This window comes from Flavobacterium sp. KKT103, assembly GCF_055640565.1.
The window spans coordinates 55,519-75,937 of the sequence record NZ_CM145766.1; the positions used below are offsets into that span (position 1 = coordinate 55,519).

The 20,419-nt window shown below is 34.6% G+C and carries 16 protein-coding genes; 2 read left to right on the top strand and 14 right to left on the bottom strand.

The window, feature by feature from the left end; translation table 11 throughout:
* Nucleotides 1–16 precede the first annotated feature (16 nt).
* The 7 genes from ACZ2G0_RS00255 to ACZ2G0_RS00285 all read right to left on the bottom strand — a co-directional run bounded on the left by ACZ2G0_RS00255 (nt 17) and on the right by ACZ2G0_RS00285 (nt 10,567).
* Complete coding sequence (locus ACZ2G0_RS00255) at nt 17–256, bottom strand: PspC domain-containing protein (RefSeq protein WP_470308489.1); 240 nt, start codon at nt 254–256, stop codon at nt 17–19.
* 62 nt (nt 257–318) lie between these two features.
* The gene (locus tag ACZ2G0_RS00260; protein ID WP_470308490.1) at nt 319–1,590 is read right to left on the bottom strand and encodes a DUF2851 family protein; all 1,272 of its coding nucleotides are present in this window, start codon (nt 1,588–1,590) and stop codon (nt 319–321) included.
* Nucleotides 1,591–1,666: 76 nt separating this feature from the next.
* A complete protein-coding gene (locus ACZ2G0_RS00265) occupies nt 1,667–2,149 on the bottom strand; it encodes a 3'-5' exonuclease (protein ID WP_470308491.1) in 483 nt (160 codons plus the stop codon).
* A 102-nt stretch (nt 2,150–2,251) separates the two neighbouring features.
* On the bottom strand, nt 2,252–3,613 hold the full coding sequence (locus tag ACZ2G0_RS00270) for a pyridoxal-phosphate dependent enzyme (RefSeq protein WP_300285594.1): 1,362 nt from the start codon (nt 3,611–3,613) through the stop codon (nt 2,252–2,254).
* A 176-nt stretch (nt 3,614–3,789) separates the two neighbouring features.
* The gene (locus ACZ2G0_RS00275; protein ID WP_470308492.1) at nt 3,790–5,721 is read right to left on the bottom strand and encodes a putative porin; all 1,932 of its coding nucleotides are present in this window, start codon (nt 5,719–5,721) and stop codon (nt 3,790–3,792) included.
* Nucleotides 5,722–5,972: 251 nt separating this feature from the next.
* A complete protein-coding gene (locus ACZ2G0_RS00280) occupies nt 5,973–7,514 on the bottom strand; it encodes a RagB/SusD family nutrient uptake outer membrane protein (protein WP_470308493.1) in 1,542 nt (513 codons plus the stop codon).
* A gap of 17 nt (nt 7,515–7,531) precedes the next feature.
* A complete protein-coding gene (locus tag ACZ2G0_RS00285) occupies nt 7,532–10,567 on the bottom strand; it encodes a SusC/RagA family TonB-linked outer membrane protein (RefSeq protein ID WP_470308494.1) in 3,036 nt (1,011 codons plus the stop codon).
* 185 nt (nt 10,568–10,752) lie between these two features.
* Here ACZ2G0_RS00285 and ACZ2G0_RS00290 point away from each other — a divergent pair, with 185 nt between their 5' ends.
* Nucleotides 10,753–11,412: a ribonuclease HII gene (locus tag ACZ2G0_RS00290; RefSeq protein ID WP_470308495.1), complete on the top strand. Its 660-nt coding sequence runs from the start codon at nt 10,753–10,755 to the stop codon at nt 11,410–11,412.
* An 88-nt stretch (nt 11,413–11,500) separates the two neighbouring features.
* On the opposite strand, the gene lipB is transcribed toward ACZ2G0_RS00290, so the two are convergent.
* Together lipB and ACZ2G0_RS00300 are read right to left on the bottom strand one after the other, a co-directional pair.
* The gene (lipB, locus tag ACZ2G0_RS00295; RefSeq protein ID WP_470308496.1) at nt 11,501–12,214 is read right to left on the bottom strand and encodes a lipoyl(octanoyl) transferase LipB; all 714 of its coding nucleotides are present in this window, start codon (nt 12,212–12,214) and stop codon (nt 11,501–11,503) included.
* A gap of 71 nt (nt 12,215–12,285) precedes the next feature.
* The gene (locus ACZ2G0_RS00300) at nt 12,286–13,014 is read right to left on the bottom strand and encodes a hypothetical protein (protein ID WP_470308497.1); all 729 of its coding nucleotides are present in this window, start codon (nt 13,012–13,014) and stop codon (nt 12,286–12,288) included.
* Between the two features lie 248 nt (nt 13,015–13,262).
* On the opposite strand from ACZ2G0_RS00300, the gene lysS reads away from it, so the two are divergent.
* Entirely contained in the window at nt 13,263–14,960 is a 1,698-nt protein-coding gene (lysS, locus tag ACZ2G0_RS00305; protein ID WP_470308498.1) for a lysine--tRNA ligase, read from the top strand.
* A 158-nt stretch (nt 14,961–15,118) separates the two neighbouring features.
* Here lysS and ACZ2G0_RS00310 read toward each other — a convergent pair whose 3' ends face one another.
* The 5 genes from ACZ2G0_RS00310 to ACZ2G0_RS00330 form a co-directional block, all read right to left on the bottom strand.
* Nucleotides 15,119–16,639: a DUF4394 domain-containing protein gene (locus tag ACZ2G0_RS00310; RefSeq protein WP_470308499.1), complete on the bottom strand. Its 1,521-nt coding sequence runs from the start codon at nt 16,637–16,639 to the stop codon at nt 15,119–15,121.
* 222 nt (nt 16,640–16,861) lie between these two features.
* Nucleotides 16,862–17,827 carry a transporter gene (locus ACZ2G0_RS00315; RefSeq protein WP_470308500.1) on the bottom strand — a complete coding sequence of 322 codons (966 nt, stop codon included), beginning with the start codon at nt 17,825–17,827 and terminating at the stop codon, nt 16,862–16,864.
* A gap of 7 nt (nt 17,828–17,834) precedes the next feature.
* Nucleotides 17,835–18,872: a cytochrome-c peroxidase gene (locus ACZ2G0_RS00320; protein WP_470308501.1), complete on the bottom strand. Its 1,038-nt coding sequence runs from the start codon at nt 18,870–18,872 to the stop codon at nt 17,835–17,837.
* Nucleotides 18,873–19,025: 153 nt separating this feature from the next.
* On the bottom strand, nt 19,026–19,823 hold the full coding sequence (locus ACZ2G0_RS00325; RefSeq protein ID WP_470308502.1) for an MbnP family protein: 798 nt from the start codon (nt 19,821–19,823) through the stop codon (nt 19,026–19,028).
* Between the two features lie 107 nt (nt 19,824–19,930).
* Nucleotides 19,931–20,275: a hypothetical protein gene (locus ACZ2G0_RS00330; protein ID WP_470308503.1), complete on the bottom strand. Its 345-nt coding sequence runs from the start codon at nt 20,273–20,275 to the stop codon at nt 19,931–19,933.
* Between the last annotated feature and the right edge of the window lie 144 nt (nt 20,276–20,419).

Genomic DNA, 20,419 nt, shown 5'->3' on the forward strand with positions numbered 1-20,419 from the left:
TCTATTTAACTATTATTTACAAATCAAAAACCGAAGTCCTTTTAGCTCGAATTAAATCCTTAAGTTTGATCCAAAATGCCAAGGTCAAATACACTCCAAACCATAATCCTGCAGTAACAAACGAAACATATATAAAAAATAAGCGCACACTAGTCACTCGCATACCCAGACTATCGGCCAAACGCGACGATACATGAAAGCCATATTTCTCAAAGAAAAACTTCAATTTAAGTATTCGGGATGTTTTTTGACTCATTGTAAAAAGGTATAAAGCACAAAAATACAAAATTATTAATTAGAAGAGCCACCAGCAAAGAATTACGGTTGCTTGAGCAAACGTATCCCCACAGCACATTCTAAGCATCTTGATCTGTTACAAAACTCATTTTTTAATTGTAATAAGGATTGCGAATCAAATGCATTTTTTGATTTTATACCAAAGGATGCAAACTTTTCAATAACAACATTCTTCTCAGCACTAACATCATTGAGCAATTGAATTAAATCCTCTACATTATCTTTACCCTGACTCCTATCGTATGTAAAACGCAACGGAATAATCGTGTTAATCAATATTAAATCTATAAAAGACCGAGATAACTTTTTTCTTTTACTAGGGCTTAATTTGTCAAAAACATAGTGATTTTCCCAATAATCCGATACAAAAACATCAAAAACAGTATAAATTGCGGTCATCGATTTACAATCAATTAATTTAGAAAACAAATTATGATGGTGGTGGTACACACTCGCTAATTGCGCCAATCTAATCGTTGGAAAATTATCCGGCCTGTGCTTAAAAAACTGAACATTTTCAACCACATTTTCTTCTAAGCGATACTTGTGACTTAAGTAAGTATATCGCTTTTTGAGCTCCTTAAAATAAGTATCTTCCCGGTCTACTTCTAGCAAACCCACTGAACCAAAAAACAAAGATTCTAGGGCAAAGACATCTGAACATTCTTTTCGAATTACTGAAAAAGGGATCGAACTTGCCATTTTTAGAAAGGCATCACCATTAGTATTCAGTCCAAAATTCTTTGCCAATAGGTAAAAAAGAACTGCTTCCCAATCATTATTACTCCGTTTCAGCAGATCCAAAATAGGCAACGATTTGCGTTCTAATCGTTCCAAAAATAGCACCTCTTGCCAATTACTAAACGTAAATGGATCCACGGACTTAATATCCTTTTCGCAAAATATCCATGATTTGGGTGTAACTAAATCCTGATAACTCAAAACGAGCTTATGATCGACATAATTTTTAAGTTCAAGCACTGGAATACAACTATTATCCTTCCTGAAAATCTCCGAATCATGCTCCCATACTACGTGTAAAATAACATTTTCGTAAGCCTCGTCTCGTTCGTGGTTGTGCACGTACCAATCAGAAGATTTTAAATGAATTTCAACATTTCCTGCCCATTTTTGATTTCCAATTATGAGTTGTGCATTGAAAAAATCAGGCCCCGCTTTTTCAAGATATTGACCAACAGCGATAATTTGAATCTCTTCATTTGTAGTGGTACGAAGATGTAGCACATCAATTTTTTTAAATTTCCACAGGTAATGCAAAAACGCTTCTTTCATTTCAATACCAATTAGTTACTGATACTAAAATAATGAAAATACCTACACCATTAACAGCGTATTTAAAAAGATTATTTTAACGACGAAGATACAATTGCGCACAAGCGCGAGCATCCGAAAGGGCTTCGTGATGTTGCAACTTAATATTCATAGCATGACAACAATCACTCAATTTAGTGGGCTTAAAGCCTTTTGACTTATAAATTTTCACGGTACATTCCCACTTAGGAGCCACATTCAGCTGTTCGTAATTAAGACCATACAGCGCCATTGATTTCATAAGTACAGCGCGATCAAAACTCTCATTATGTGCTACAACAATTCTATTTTGTAAGCGTTTTTGAATTTCGGGGAATATTTGAGCGAATGTCTTCGCATTAGCCGTATCTCGTGGGTAAATACCATGTACTTTGATGGTAAATGGTGAATATTCATTATTAGGTGGCTTAATCAAACTAACAAATTCATCGACAATTACACCGTTCTCTACAGTAACAATACCAACAGAGCAAGGATGGTGGCCAATAGCTGTTTCAAAATCTATTGCAGTAAATGTCATAAATGAAAATGTTTGATAAATAGTCCAAAAACTAATAAAAAACCACGAATTCTTTTCCTTTGAAACTACTTTCAAACGGCAAAAATTCGTGGTAAAAAAAAATTATTTAATAGAACCTATAATATCGTACTTAGTGATAATATGGTGCTTTCCGTTTCCTAAATCAATTAAAACAGCTGGGTTTTCACGAGTAAACAACTTTGAAACTTCTTCAATCGAGCTTCCTTTAGGAACAATTGGAAAAGGTTTCCCCATCACTTCTCTAATAGGTCTATCAGCTGTATTTTTATCTGTAACATAGCTTTGAAATAAATCAGACTCGTCAAGAGAACCTACGAAACCCGTGATATCAATAACTGGAATTTGAGAAATCTTGTATTTACGCATTCTTTCAATGGCATGTGAAACTAATTCCTCTGTGCGTACAACAATCAAAGGCTTGTCAATATGATCTTTTATAACATCTTCTGCTTTCGTAATTGGTTCCTCTAAAAACCCTCTTTCACGCATCCAATCGTCATTGAACATTTTACCAACATAACGACTTCCTGAATCGTGAAACAAAACAACTACTACATCATCTGGCTTGAAATGCTCTTTTAATTGCAACAATCCTTTTACACAGGCTCCAGCTGAATTCCCAACAAAAATTCCTTCTTCCAAAGCAATTTTTCTTGTATAGACAGCAGCGTCCTTATCTGTTACTTTTGTAAATCCATCGATTAACGAAAAATCAACGTTTTTAGGTAAGATGTCTTCTCCGATTCCTTCCGTGATGTATGAATAAATTTCGTTTTCGTCAAAAATACCTGTTTCATGGTATTTTTTAAAGACAGAACCATAGGTATCGATTCCCCAGATTTTGATATTTGGATTTTTTTCTTTTAAAAATCTCCCTATCCCAGAGATTGTTCCTCCCGTACCTACTCCAACAACAAAATGAGTGATTTTCCCTTCAGTTTGTTCCCAAATTTCAGGTCCAGTTTGCTCATAATGCGCTAAAGCGTTTGAAGGATTGTCATATTGATTTACATACCATGAATTAGGTGTCTCAGTAGCCAGTCGTTTAGATACAGAATAGTAGGATCTTGGGTCAGTAGGCTCCACATCTGTTGGGCATACCACAACTTTGGCACCAACTGCACGTAAGATATCCATCTTTTCTTTAGACTGTTTGTCCGAGATTACGCAAATTAATTTGTATCCTCTAATAATTGCAACAAGCGCTAAACCCATTCCTGTATTTCCTGAAGTACCTTCGATTATGGTACCACCGGGTTGCAAACGACCATCGGCTTCCGCATCATCGATCATTTTCATGGCCATACGATCCTTGGTTGAATTTCCAGGATTGAATGTTTCCACCTTAGCAAGTATTAAAGCATCGATTTCTTTTGTAACTCTATTTAACTTCACCAATGGAGTTCCTCCAATAGTGCCTAATATATTTTCTGCGTATTGCATTTAGATATGAATTTTAAGATTCTGATTTTGTTGTATATATTTAGCAAAGATACTATTTTGTTATAAAAGATAAAGTTCTTCTTTGCATTTGCGTTACCGATGGGAACGGCATCCTTTGCTTGCTTTCTTTAAGCAAGGAAAGATAGAGTGTACAGCGGGTTAAAACGCCATAATAATTAATTAAAGAAATTCCAAATTAAACCAAATCGAACCGTGAAGTCGCGATACGGATTGTTAGGAGAGGAATAAAAATTATTTCCTGTCACAGCAGAATTGAAATGCTCTGCCTTAAGGTAAATTCGGGTTCTTTGAATTTTAGTATTGATAAAGAAATCAACCGTTGGGAAATTACCAATGGATTTAGTGTTTTGAACAAAAAACTCCCCTATGACCGGATTGTATTCGTTAGCCAAATATTTTGTAAAATAATTAAGCGTTATTCCTGCTTGAAAAAACAAAGCCTTTTTGAAAAAATAATCGTTTATATAAATAGTGTTTCGGGTAACAAGCTCCGGAACATTTAAAATATTGTCCTGCTGACCTACTTTTTGATACAACACAGTGTTATCGAAACCAAATTTTCCGAATTTAAATTCTTTACTTAATTTAACCGAAACATAATTAATCGTTCCAGCGTATTGACTAGGTGCAATAATTTGCTGATTATTTAGAGTTGCTACATCTTTAAAATATAGGTGGTCTTTAAGAGTTGATAATTGTACATCTGCTGTAATCCAAGGCGACATAACAGTTCCCGTTAAGGCATTAATCTTTTCATTGTTGAAATTTTCAGACCAGTTATATCCCACATAACTACTTTGGTATAAATTGTAGTTGTCATTCGGAAGTTTGTTTAGATTTTGATAGCCAAAGGTAAATTGATAATCGTCATTTAAATCATAATTTAATTGCGCGTTAATATTAGACAACGATTGATTGGTAATCGAACGCGATACTAAAAAGTTCCCCTTCCACTTGTTTTTTTGATATTCGTATTGACCACCCGCGCTATTAATATTTCGTACTAAGGAAGCAGGTATGGTTTTATCATCCCTAATTAAAATTTGATTGTAGTAATAATTACTTCTGTAATCGTCTATGAAAAACTGAAATTTACCCAAGTTTACATTTTCATATACTAATCCAGCCTTGTTGTACATTTTGTTATAACGAGTGTCATCAACAATACTATTGGTGGTATAGGAATCACCAAAACGATTTACAACCTCGCTGCCAACTGTAGAGCTTACTGTGGGCTGCTTATATTGAAAAAATTTATTTTCATAATTGAATTGATGTGCCACATACAAGTTATTGTTACCACCTTTAGGATTGACTCTAAAAAGATGGTCAAAGAAGACACGCTTCCCTTTCAAAAACGATTCGGCATCAGTAAGATAAACTTCTAAACGTTGTCTGTTGGTGAACCTAACATCTGCGCTTTCAAAATCAGAGATAGTAGTGATCCCACCATTTTCCTCATTTAAAATGTCATGAGAAACAAAATGGGCCTTAAGCTGATATCTCAAATTTTTAGTGTGATAATTGGTCGTAAATCGAAAGCTTCCCGTGCTTGCAAGCTGATTTATGTATTTACCTTCGGAACGTAAGCCTCGATAACCAATAGAAAAATTCAATCCGGGCGTCATGTTTAGGGTAAAAAAGGAATCCACTGATTGCCCCTTAGTCATGGTCGATTTATAATACAACTCAGTTACGGGCGTCGCTACCGAACTATACTTAACATCATTAGCTTCTAGAAAACCAAAATGTTTAGCCTTAAAACCCATTTCAGGATAAGGAGAATATTTGGTTAAACTGTATTGTAAGGTATTATAAGTTTGCCCTTCATTAGGAAAAGCTAGTAATCCAAAGTTATCCTTTCGTAAATAGTTAAAACTATATTCTCGCTGAATGGTAAGGGAAGTATCAAGATAAGTAGTATCGCGTTCAATCGATATAAAGCGGTATTGATCGATAGGAGCTACCGTATCTTTTTTGATCTTGTCTAATTTACTTTTATAGGTGTTACCATCAGGACCGGTTTGCCCTTGAGCAAAAAGAACAACAGGAATAAATAAGCAATATAAAAAAAAGAGTATTCGCATTTTATTTAAATTTCAAGAATCATTCAAAAAACTTCAAAGGTAAATTATAAAATATCAATTAATAAAAATTAAAAATAAAATTAGTGATAAACTATACAGAAATTAAGTTTAGCACAACTAATTAGGTACAAAATTGTCTAAAATAACAAAATGTTAAACTGCAGTCTAAAAATAATCCAAAAAAAAACAGCTACGAGAAATAAATCTCGTAGCTGCTTTCTATAAATTCAATCTATCAAATAGAATATTAATTAATATCCTGCATTTTGTTGAATTGTTGGGTTAGCATTCAACTCTGTAATTGGAATTGGTAATGCAAACTTTGGACTTGTTAATGGCAAGTTTGATGGATTAGCAGCTGGATAATTTGATGAAGCAGAACTGTAATCAGCAGGATCTCTATCAAGAGAAGTAACACCAGCTAAAGTTGCTAAACGTTTCAAGTCAATAAAACGGTGACCTTCAAAAGCAAGTTCTAATCTTCTTTCATCTAGGATAGCTTTCCATGCTTGAGCCGGAGTTGTATAAACTGGCAATGGCTGAGCAGTTGCAAAACGATTGTCTCTCAATGCTTTAATTGCAGTAGCAACTCCAACGAAATCAGAAGCAAACGCTCTACCTTCAGCACGAAGTAAATACATTTCAGATAATCTCATTACTTTGTAATCTGAGTTCAAGTTACCTACAGTAGATGATCCTGGATACTTACCTAAAACTAGTACATCTGTATTTTTGTAATCAGCAGCAGTACTGTAGTTAGGATTAATTACAGAAGTAGGAGCAACTATTACAGCTCTTCTAACATCTGCAGGATTTGCATCTAACTTATTGTATAATGCTCTTGAGATTTCAAAAAATGGAGATCCACTGTAAGTTGCAGTTACTGAAGCCCATCCATTACCTAGATTAGTCGCTTGACTTGACTGCTGCAATGTACGCTTCAATCTGAATATTACCTCAGTATTAGCAGGCTCTGAATCAGTAAAAAATACAGTTGAATAGTTAGACGCAGTAGCTAAAACCAACCCTGAAGTTGATATAACCGTATTAGCCCAAATTTCAGCTTTTTCAAAATCTCCTTTATATCCATAAGCTCTCGCTTTTAATCCTCTAGCTAAATTTGCATTAGCATACAACTTTGCAGTAGCACCAGTGTAAGGAGAAGTAGTTGTTGTAAAAATCGCAATAGCATCATCAAGATCTTTATGAATAGATGTATAAAAAGCTCCATTGGTAGCTCTTTGTTGTACTGGATCACTTGACAAGATAACTTTAGTAGCTAAGACACCAGCTAATGCTGCATCACTTTTTAAATCAGGCGAAAAATAAGCCATGATTTTTAAGTGTGCCATTGCTCTCATTGTTAAACCTTCAGCTTTTAAAATTCTAAGCTTTGTAATCTCTGCAGTATTACTTGCATCAGTTTTTGCGATTAAGTCATCTGCAAAAGTGATTACACGGTTAGCACGTGACAAAATTAAATATCCGTTAGTCCAAATAGTATCAGGTGAGGTCGATGAAATATTTAAGAAGAAAATATAATTATCGCTTATCCCTTGTCCTCCATTTGCAAAACCGATACCAACTTCATCTGTAAAAACAGATGAAAATATAACATCTTCTCTATTTGCTACAAGACCGTAAGTTGAGTTCATTACACGTTGCAAGTCACTCGCTGAAGTTATTGCCAAATCTGCTGTTAAAGAACCAGGTGTAAATGGCTCTAATAAATCATTGGAACAAGAAACGCTGAGCGCACCTGCTAGCAATGATAGTATAAATAATTTTTTCATTTTCATATAAATTAAAATTAAAATTTCAAATCAACCCCAAAGGTAAATGATCTTGCTGTAGGATACTGACTTTGATCTGCAGTTCTAGAACTCTCAGGATCAAAACCTTGCCATTTTGTGATGTTAAACAGGTTTTCTCCTTGAACTGTAAATGATAAATCAGACATGAAAGTGTTTGCCAAAAATTTCTTTGGAACTCTGTATCCAACCTGAGCATTTCTCATTCTAACATAAGAAGCATCTTTCAAGAAACGATCTGATAATGTTTGTGCACCATAATTCGTAGCTCTTAAATTAGGAACATTTGAAGTAGTATTTGTAGGAGTCCAAGCATTTAATAAATCATCTGTTACATTAAATTGACCAATACGACCCACACTGTACAAACCTGATAAATCAAAATCAAATCTGTCTACTTGTTGAGCAAAAGTAAAGGTAGTCGAAGCAAAGAATCCTTTGTATCCAAAATCAAAACCAAAACCTCCTTGGTACTTAGGTATATAATTTTTTCCTGTAGCCTTTCTATCTGCACCTGTTGGCGCTTCCGTAGGGTTACCATCTTTATTCTCGTAAAGTAAATTACCGTTAACAGGGTTAACACCTAAATATTTGTAAAGATAGAATTGGTTTAATTTACCACCATTTCTATTAATAATTGTAGTACCTACAATTTCACCGTTATTAGTAGTGATACCATCAATAGTGTTATCGTTCAACGATCCGTTCGCACGAATAGTCAAAGTCATATTTTGGTTTTTCACTAAATCATAAGCAATATTTAATTCAAATCCTTTGTTTACAATATAAGCAGAAGAGTTCTTAGTTACTGCAGTAGCACCTGTCGCTGGCACTAAAGGTTGACTTAAATACAAATCAACTGTTTTCTTGTTGTAGTGATCAAATGCACCTCTTAAACGGCTTTTGAAAAATTCAAAATCTAAACCAACATTATATTGCTTTGTAGTCTCCCAACGCAAAGCAGGAAAACCGATAGTCAATCCGTAACCTTGACCGTTATTGTAAGCATTGTTAGTACCTGGATAGATATCCGCGAAAGCAGGAGGGTTAATACCTGCATAAATAGAACCATCAACAATTCTTTGATTTCCTGATGTACCAACAGAACCTCTTAATTTCAAAACATCAACAAAATCTAATGATTTCATAAACCCTAATTCCTCAAGGTTAACTCTTCCACCAACAGAATAGAAATTGTTGTACTGATTTTCTTTAATGAATCTACTTGATCCATCAATTCTATATGATCCTACAATACCAAAAATCTTTTTGAAATCATAGTCTAAAGTACCAAAATAACCAATCAAATCATTTCTTAATTGTGATGCAGAAACAGTTGAAACGTTAAAGTCATTTGCCGAAGTATCTGGCACATAACCAGCACCTGTATTAGGCACGAATAAAACCGGGTCTAAACCATTTTGCGTGAAGTTATTTGTGTTCAATCTAGAGTGATTGTATTCTGTAGCAGCTGCAACAGAGAATGTATGGTTACCAATAGATTTATTATAATCTAACTGGAATAAATTACTGAACAAGAATTCTCTTCTTTGATTAATAACTTCGTAACCACCAAATACTTGTCCTGGTGACAAAAACAACAATGTATTGAATGAAATTGGAAAACGAGCTTCAGTAAATCTAGTTTCTAGCAATTGTCCCGAAGTTCTCACACGACCAGTTAGACCTGTAGTGAATTTATAAGAAGCCTCAGCAGCTAAATCGATTCTTGTTTCTTCAGTTAGATTACTGAATTTTTTCAATTTGTCAATTAAAAATAATGGAGTATACAATAAAGTACCACTTTGCTGATACAAAGCAAGAACCTCTCTAGAACCTTTATATTCACTTGGATCAACATAAGGAGCTGATTGGAAAGCACCCAAAACAATATTTTGGTTAATTCCACCCGTTCCTAAACCAGTAGATTCGTTACTTTTAGAATAACCAACTGCTGAATTAAAAGAGTATTTAAACTTATCGTTAGTTGATTTTCCGTTAATATTGTTTCTAATGGTAAATCTTTTTAAACCTGTTTCTGACAAAACACCATCTTGATCAAAATAACCTAGGGATGTAAATGAGTTTAAGTTTTTACCATTTTTCTCAATACTTAAGTTATGACTTGCAGACGTTGAAGTGTTGAAGAAATAATCAACCCAGTTAGTGTTTACGCCGTAAGCAGCAATTTGAGCATCTGTTAAAGTAGCTCCTCTACCTGATCCAAATCTTTTTTCAATTGTAAGCAATTGTTGAGCGCTTGCATAAGAATATTTAGGGCTTTGTAGATTAGAAACTCCATATTGAGATGTATATCTGAATATTGTTTTATCATCACTAAAACTAGCTCTCTTAGTTTTGATAACTATTACTCCATTCGATCCTCTTGATCCATATTCAGAAATAGCAGAAGCATCTTTCAAAACATCAAAACTTGCAATATCATTTGGATTTAGCGATCTAAAACTATCACTATTAGATGGGAAACCATCAATAACGTATAGAGGATCTGTGTTACCATTAAGTGTACCAACACCTCTAATAACTACAGTTGGCTTAGCACCCGGCTGCCCTGTACTAGCTGTAATATTCACACCTGCTAACTGCCCTTGAACAGTGTTCAACGCATTTGCATTCGGTCTGTTCTCAATTGTTTCAGAAGTAATCGAAGCAGCAGCAGTAACTGCCGTCTTCTTTGTTACTGTTCTATAACCTTGAACAACTACCTCTTCTAAGCTTTGCGAAGAACTCGCTAATTTAACATTTACTGTGTTAGAAGCCCCAACAGTAACATTCATATTTGTCATCCCTAAATAAGAAACAACTAAAACATCTCCGGCTTTTGCTTTTATAGCAAATTTACCATCAAAATCAGTTTGAACACCATTTTTTGTGCCCTTAACAACAACATTCGCTCCAGGAATTGGACCTGTAGCGTCAGTTACAACACCCGTTACAGTCTTCTCTTGTGCAAAAGAAAGCTGCATGGAAAACGCTACTAATAACGTTAGAATCCATTTGAATTTTAATCTCATATTAATTAATTTTGAATTAGTTATTTGCAAACTTCACAATTATATCTTAAAAAACCAAATTTTAAATCACAAAAGATTAACCTTTTCCTAACATTTCACCTTTATAATATTAAATAAAATGCGGCTTAATTTGATTTAATGCTAAATGTCTTATAAAAATTATACTTTTGTACAAACCTTTAAAAATGCTACAGAATAGCTTTTCAAACTTTGAATTAGAAGCCGGAACAGATGAGGCCGGGCGAGGCTGTCTTGCTGGACCAGTTACAGCTGCAGCAATTATTTTACCACCGAACTTCGAAAACTCAATTTTAAATGACAGTAAGCAGTTATCTGAAAAAGTAAGAGAGCAACTTCGACCTATTTTAAAACAGCAAGCCATCACCTTTGCGGTGACCCATTTATTTCCCAATGAAATTGATGAAATCAATATATTGAATGCTTCAATGAAAGCTATGCAAGAATCCATCCTCAAGCTTTCAGTGAACCCGAATTTTATAATAGTGGATGGAAACAGAAAATTAAATGCCAAGCTAGGACTAAAGAGTCTAGTTGGTAAAGTGTTTTCATTAGAAGAAACAGAATTGCTAAAAACAATACCAAATGAAAGCATTATTAAGGGAGATTCAAAATACTTAAGTATTGCAGCGGCGTCCGTTTTAGCTAAAACGTATCGCGATGAATACATGAATCGTATTCATGAAGAATACCCAATGTACAATTGGAAAAAAAACAAAGGCTACCCTACGAAAGAGCATAGAGAGGCAATTAGAAAATACGGCCCAACCAAATACCACCGTATGACTTTTAAATTATTACCCGAGCAGCTAAGCTTGGACTTGTAATAAAATAGCAATCAACAACTGAATAGACTGATGATTATCCCATTATACATTTCTACATAATATATAGGTATAAAATAATGCAAAGCTTTTATGAATTGACTGCTTCAGAAAACTCACATTCAAACAATATTTTAAAATGCTTTAAAATTTTTGCTTTCACCTCCTCTTCATTTACATGATCAACGTTTAACTCTACATTTAACGTGGTTACCGCTTTACCACGAATACCGCAAGGAATAATATTATCGAAGTAGCCTAAGTTAGCATTGACGTTCAAAGCAAATCCATGCATGGTAACCCAACGAGAGGCACGTACTCCCATGGCACATATTTTTCTAGCAAACGGCGTACCTACTCCAAGCCAAACGCCAGTCTCTCCATCGCTACGGCCACATTCTAATCCATATTCTTGTAAAGTCAAAATAATAGCTTCTTCAAGAAACCGCAAATATTTATGAATATCCGTAAAAAAGTTTTCTAAATCTAAAATAGGATAGCCTACGATTTGGCCAGGACCGTGATACGTAATATCACCACCTCGATTAATTTTGTAGAAGGTTGCTCCTTTTTCAGCCAATTGTTCTTCCGACAAAAGTAAGTTAGACAAATCTCCACTTTTACCTAAGGTATATACATGAGGATGCTCAACAAACAAAAAATAATTAGGCGTATCGAGATTCAACTCTTCCCTCCTATTTTTTATTTTCAAGTCAACAATACCTTTAAAAAGTTCTTCTTGATATTCCCAAGTTTCCTGATAATCTTTATTCCCTAAATCTTGAAGTTGAATCTTCTTGTTCATAATCTGAAAGCATTCAATGTTTGAAGCACAAAGGTACAAAGTTTGAATGAGTCACCTTTTATCAATTGAATTTATTCTAGCACAACTTCTAGTTGCGTGATTTCTGGATTAGCGATACAATCGCTTAACGGAAAAGTTATAGACAGTGCTTTTTTATTTTCACTGATTATGGCCGAACTATTAGAAACCGATTTGATTTTTCGCGGGAAATTATAAGTAAGTTGATAGGTTTGAACAAATCCCAAGTTGCCATATTTAGCTTTCGCGGCTTCCATTTCGGCTTTTTGGATATTTTGCTCGTCTGGGTTTGTCATCGTTACAATCCTTTTAAAAACCGAATTATCGTAACTATAACTTACCCTATAATAATGTTTCTCTGCCGTAAGCGCATAATTATTCTCGAGATCATCAGCATAATCCTCTGTTTTATATAAATCTGGGATATTTTCTACTTTTGTAAAATGACAAATAAAATTCGTTTTATACTGCTTGTCAAAAGAACTCTTTTTGATATGAACTATTACATCTTTGTATCTTGAAAAAAGGGTTTGCTCAATTGGGGTAAACTTGATAAAATTATAATTGTACTTTTTAATGTAGTCCGAAAAAACATAAGTACTATCCTTATAAAAATCTTCCTTACCGTACTGCTCCCCTACTAATCTCATATAACTTGGCTCATGCCGATTTTCAGTCATTTCAATTGTCCCGCTACCATCATCATTGATTGTAATATTTTCTGAAATCTGACAGCTACTGACTAGTAGTGTCAAGGACAATAAGTAAAAAAAATTCTTCATCTATTATAAATATCATTGGCTTTAAAAGTTTAAAAGTACAAGAGCTTTTTTAATTTCCATCCATCTTTAACAAAATATTCTTACAAGGAACACATATTCATTTCCAAAACCTAAAATTAATAAGCCGCCTATTATTTACCAATTTTACGATTTAAAAGACCCTTTTTGGCTTTCTAATTTTAGCAATTGTTGATTTTGCAAATTCAACACATAAAGACTATATTTGCAGTCTTAAAAATCACTCCCTAATGGCATTATCTGAACAAGAAATAATAAGAAGAGAAAAACTTCAATCCTTACGTAATTTAGGGATCAATCCATATCCTGCAAACCTTTTTCCAGTAAACCACACTTCAAAACAAGTAAAAGAAACTTTTGAAGACGGTAAAACAGTAATTGTTGCTGGTCGTTTAATGAGCGTAAGAGATCAAGGAAAAGCTTGTTTTGCTGAATTACAAGATAGTGAAGGGCGTATTCAATTGTATTTAAATCGCGATGTTTTATGTCCTGGTGAAGATAAAACAACATACAATCAGGTATTTAAAAAATTAACCGATCTTGGTGACTTTATAGGAATCGTTGGAGAATTATTCACTACCAAAGTGGGTGCACAATGCATTCGCGTAGACGAATTTACTTTCCTAAGTAAAACATTACGCCCATTGCCTTTACCAAAAGTAGATGAAGACGGAAAAGTTCATGATGCCTTTAATGATGCTGAATTGCGTTACCGCATGCGTTATGTGGATTTAACGGTAAACCAAAACGTAAAAGACACGTTCATTAAGCGTACAAAATTGTTTAACGCAATGCGAAGCTTTTTTAACGAAGCAGGATATCTTGAGGTAGAAACACCTGTTTTACAAGCTATTCCTGGTGGAGCTGCAGCGCGACCGTTTATAACACATCACAACTCACTTGATATTCCGTTATACATGCGTATCGCAAATGAGTTGTACTTAAAAAGATTAATAGTTGGTGGTTTTGATGGAGTATATGAGTTTTCTAAAAATTTCCGTAATGAAGGAATGGATAGAACACACAATCCAGAATTTACCGCTATGGAAATATATGTAGCCTATAAAGACTACAATTGGATGATGGAGTTTACTGAAAACTTATTAGAGCATTGTGCTGTAAGTGTAAACGGAACTAGCGAAGCTACTTTTGGCGACAACCAAATTAGTTTTAAAGCCCCTTATGCACGTGTAACGATGACCGACTCTATCAAACATTTTACTGGTTTTGATATTTCTGGAAAAACAGAGGACGAGCTTTATGACGCTGCCAAAGGCATGGGAATTGAAGTTGACAAAACTATGGGGAAAGGAAAACTAATTGACGAGATTTTTGGTGCTAAATGCGAAGGAAACTACATCCAACCCACTTTTATAACTGATTATCCTAAAGAAATGTCGCCTTTGTGTAAAGAGCACCGTGACAATCCAGAATTGACAGAGCGTTTTGAGTTAATGGTTTGTGGTAAAGAGGTTGCTAATGCTTATTCAGAATTAAACGATCCAATTGACCAAAGAGGCCGTTTTGAAGATCAAATGCGTTTAGCGGCTAAAGGTGATGATGAAGCGAACGGAATTATCGATGAAGATTTCTTGAGAGCTTTAGAATACGGTATGCCACCAACCTCAGGTCTTGGAATTGGAATGGATCGCTTGATGATGTTTTTAACGAATAATGCCTCTATTCAAGAAGTGTTATTGTTTCCGCAAATGCGTCCTGAAAAGAAACAAATACAACTAGAAGAAGACGAGAAAGTTATCGTGGCTATTCTACAAGCAAATGAAAATCAAATGGAATTTGGTTTACTAAAAATAAAATCAGATTTGAGTGGTAAAAAATGGGACAAAGCCATGAAAAACTTATCTGCTTTAGGCATGACTGAAGTAGTCGTTGATGGAGAAGTAAAAGCCTGTCGTTTGAAGGCTTAATTTTTATCTTCAAAACTAAATAATAGTAAAAGGAACTTCGTATGGAGTTCCTTTTTTTATAAAAATATCTTTGTAAAAGCACAGTTGAATAAAAGCTATAAAAAAACCGACTCTTATTACAGAGTCGGCTTTCTAACTAATTCAAAATATTTTAAAGCTTAAAATCCTAAACCAACTGCCATTGCAGTAGCTTGAAAGGTAATATCAGATACTTTAGTAGCTACACCAGTAGTTAAATTGATAGTATAAACCGCATTCGCATTGTTTACTTTCAATAAAGCATAAGCGATAGCACTATTTCCACCAATATCAAATCCATTATCAGCAGCTACATCTACTCCTAGACTTCCTAGCGCAACTAATGTTCCATTATTTGGTGGATCTTGACGGTATAACATATCTGTTTGAGAATCTATCACAAATAAAGTCGTTGCATTTGCACCTGCAATATTATTTGAATATGCTGCTCCAGTTACGAAAGGCGTTCCTGGGTTAAGATTTCCGTCTACTGCCACAACAGTTCCTAAATCAGGGTGTAAACGTAAATTTTGACCTGTATTACTTACAACACGAATTCTATCTACTGTTGGATTAAAATCAAATCCAAAAGAATCACCACTTAAAGCAGGCACTAATGTCACACCAACCACTGCTAATGCACCACTTGATGTATTTACTGAAAACAATCTACTTTGATTTGACAACGCATATAGTCCACCATTTGCTGGTCTAAAATCTAACCCTACAATAGCCTCGCCTGAAGCTAAACCTGTTAATGCAACTGAAGTGTTTGTTCCTTTAGTTGGATCAAAACGATAAAGCATGTTGTTCGCTGTAGTAGCGTAAGCAATTGGATTCGTTTTAAAAGCAATACTGATAACTGGAACTGAAAATTTACCTAAACTAGCCGCTTTACCCGTAGTTAGATTGATCGTAAATAAAGTTGATACGTTATTATTATTTGTAACAGCTAATGCTGTGCTGTTGTCAGCCGTGATATCCATATCACCTGTACCTTCAAAATTAATACCTAAGTCACCAACAACTTGTAAACCTCCATCATTTGGTGGGCTTTGTAAGTATAATTTATCTTGTGCAAAATCAATATCATAAAGCATTGTTGTAGTTGCACCGGCTACACTATTTGTGTATGCTACTGCTCCAATTTTTGGATTTGTTCCACCATTAATAGAACCATCTGTTGCTATAACTGTTCCTAATTCTGGATGTAATCTTAAATTTTGACCTGACTCAGTAACTAAACGGATTCTATCTACAGTTGGATTAAAATCTAAAGAAGCATTTGCGCCCACAATAGCAGGAGAAAATACGCTAGAACCAACTGCTGTTGCTACACCTGATTTCTCGTTAATGAAATAGATTCGGCTTGAAGATCCTAAAGCATATAATTGACCGGTGGCTGGTCTATAATCGATACTTACAATATTTTCTGCAGGTGGCAAACCAACGATTGCTGTAGTCGATGTGGCAGTCATTAAATTCTGCGCATTGTACGTTAAAATCGTGTTATTACTAGCCAAAGCAGTAAAGTTCACATTTGGAGCCGTTGTTTGACTCATACCATCATTAGTATCATTGTTGCAAGAGATTGCAGTAACTGATAATAAAGCCAATCCAAAAAAGGCATTTACGCCTGAGGTAATTTGCTTGTTTTTCATATCTATTTTTATTTAATTGTTAGTTATTTAAACAGATACGAGAAATACTTTCTTTTGGTTTTACTACTTTAAATATTATTTTTAAAAACATCATTCATAAGCCCTAACCAATATACTGTAGCAGCAACAACCTCCTAAATATGGGTTGAGTGCAATAAAAAAAGCAACATTCAAATTAGTTTTGAATATTGCTTTTTTTATCAAATAAATAAGTTGTTACTGCTACAATGTATAATTTAAATTTAAGGTCCAGCGGTATTTAGCTTCTATATTTCCGTTGGATAGATTTTGATTAATAGGTAGCATAGCACTTACCCCAACCGAAAGTTTATTCCTACCCGCTTCTAAGCCAAATTTACTAAAGAGAACATCTCCGGCTGTATTAGGAACCAATTGACCGTATTGTTTGTTACTGGCATAAACCTCACCAGCTAATCCTACTTGAGGAACAAGCTGCATTTTAGTTGCATCTACAACGTAAAATAATGTTGTACCGTAGTTCAATTGATTTCCAAACTGGTATTGCTTTTTGTTTTCGGTTTTAACGGTATAATTTAACATTGAATTCAATCCTAAATTCTTTTTTCTAATGACATACTCTGTCACAAACAGGTAATCCCAACTTCCTGTACCCAATTGAAAACTTTGATTAACAGTTCCGGCATTGTTTGCTTCCTCAAATTTACCTGTAGGCAACTTTAATCCAGCTCCAACCTGCAGATTATGCGTAAAAACGGTGCTGTCTTTCTCTGTTTTATAAACAGAATAAGTTGCTATAAGAGAAGCATCGCCCATTCCTTGAATATCTTCTACACCGGATGCTAATGCCCGATTGTGAAAATGATACGGAATCAATGCAGTAATTTGGATTTTATCAGTGACAGGGATTTTCGACCAAACTTGAACTGTATTAAAATTCTCGGCAACCCATGGAGAATTTGCAAAAATTCCATTTCGACTAGAATAACTTTGATGGAAATAACGTAACCCAACAAAATTTGCGCTAAGCATGGAGCTAAAACCCAAACTTCCTCCACTAGCAGAACAACCACAAGCATCGCAGTCAAAATCATCCATCATAGCCATTTTTTGAAAAGTAAAACTTGAAATACTGTCTTTAACAGAGCGTGCAGCTACCATTTGCGTTAGACATACGAAGCAAAAAATTAATAATAATTTATTTTTCATATTGTTTTTAATATTCTGAAAATCGTTTATCGGTAAGATATTGATTATCTGTTAATGTCTTTAAAAAGGAAATAAGCTGCGCTTTCTCGATATCGGTAAGTGAAATACCCAATTTCCCATCTTGCTTTAAAATAGGATCCAAAGTAGGTGAATCTTTCACCCCAGAACTGTAATGATTTAAAACTGCCTCTAACGTACCAAAACGACCATCATGCATATATGGTGCGGTTTTCTCTACATTACGCAAACTAGGTACTTTAAATTTGTAGTAATCCGATACCAATTGCGTAACCCTATACCTACCAACATCATTTAAAGCAGGATTAACTACGATTCCGTTATTTCTAAACGAATGATCTGTAGTTAAATCTGTAGCATGACAGGAGGCACATTTAGATTGAAAAAGAGCAAAACCTGCTGTTTCCTCAGCTGTAAAAGTTCCACCTGCTTCAGTACGACGAAACTTATCGTACTTAGAATTAGATGAAATCATCATTACCATAAACTGCGATAAAGCCTTTAGCATATTTTCAGAATTAATTTTACCATCAGTAAACGCTGCTGCAAAAAGACTTTTGTAGGCGGGATCCGCTTTCATCATGGCAACAACAGCAGATAAATCAGCATTCATTTCCACAGGATTTGTCAACGGAATGATTGGTAATAGATCTAGATGATCAGTGGCGCCATCGTACATAAAAGTAGTTTGAAAAGCTAGGTTTTGAATCGAAGGTGTATTGCGATCACCAACTAAATTATCTATACCGTGACTTAAGGTGTGCCCGTGATGCGTAAAGGCATCTTCTTGAATATGGCAAAAACCACAAGATACAATTCCGTCAGAAGACAATCTTCCGTCATAGAAAAGCTTTTTACCTAATTCAAAACCTTTCTCAGTAGGTGGATTTATATTTACATTGTAAACAAGTGTAGGGAAATTAGAGGGTATCGTAAAATCAAGCGGTTTGTTTACATACGAGTCATCAGTATCCGAGCAACTCATCATTAAAGGAAATAAAAATCCTAAAATATAATGTGCTTTCATAATTATGAAATTAGGAAAGAAGCACAAAAGTGGTGTATTAGCCCCGGTTGCAATGGCATCCTTTTAGCTCGTTTGAAAAACGAGCTAAAAGATACAGTGAAAAACGGGACTACTTATGATTAGCAACCCACTCCTGTGCTTCTAAAATTAAAATTAATCGTTATGTACGTGATCAACTTTAAACATTGAACTCACATTAGTTGTGATCAAAAGCAGGTTAGCACCAAACATAATGTCAGCAGATGTACCTGTTGGGTTGTTATCAGAGAGCTTAATTTTATTAACTCCATTTAAAATTTTTGACACATCAGTGATGATATGAATTTCGGGAGAAATAGTAGTTCTAACAAGCGCCTTTGATGGTAAATCTAGGGTTACTTCAGTGTAATTATAATCTGTCCCTGATTTTCCAGTATGAACCTTGAATGAAGCACTATTGGTTACCGTAGGCGAAGTAAAACTACCTTCCATAACTACAAATTTGTAACCTGCAGCCCAAGACCACGTCAAACCAGCAGCTTGTGCATTTGCCAATAAATCACCCTGACCCGTAGCACCAAGATCAAATTGCTCCTTGTCTACTCCTATACCAAATTTTATTTTTGTATAATTTCCAGCAGGAACATTTTCTAAATTAGCGAGTAAACTTGCAGGCGTTGCCTCATCAATAATGAAATAACTTTCGCTTTTAGGATAGGTAAAAGTGGTACCATCCTCCTTTGTTAAAACAATGTTACTAATGATGTATTTTATCTTATCTATCTTTAGCACTTCATTATTAGTACTAACATTCTCTTGTGTTTTTAAAATTAGATCGTTGCTACCAAAGGCATTATCAAACTCTACATTTAAATTCCCTGTTCCTGAAATCGCCACCTCATCACTTGAACATGAGGCCATAGTTATACTTAGCGCGATTACCGCAGCTGTTTTATTCAATAAATTTTTCATTCTGTTTTTTTATAATTTTAAATACTTAATTTGATTGTAGCGCATACGTAGTATTTGTCCAGTTGTAAATAGTAAACTGAAGTACGTGTAAGCGAAAATGTCTTTAATTAAGAATTAAAAATTGGGGGATGAAAAATAGCATAAAAATTTAGCTGTTCATACAAATTTGTATAGGAATCTTTGCATACCGAAGTTTTAGCTGGCGCAAAAATTTGAAAAGAATAATCCACTAGATTTTCTACAAAAAGGTCATTTAAGGTATTTGCGCTTTGTTTTTTGTCAGATGAAAAAGGTTTATCATCATTTTCAGAAGCCTTTGCCAATTCCTTCATTAAATGGCATTTTCCGTTACAATGTAGGGTGGGTTTCGCTTTATTTTCGCAAAGGACATTTGTAATGTAATCATAATTAACAGCATACTCGACAAGCGGAAAAACTGGCTTGGCAATCATCAAGAAAACTATTATTAGGGCGATTTTTTTCACATCGCAAAGATACAAAAGTGTTTTGTTTTATTTAACGTAATTAACCAACAATCTACTAAACTTTTGTTAAGAGTTAAACCTTATTTACCTATGATGGTCTTACTACTATAA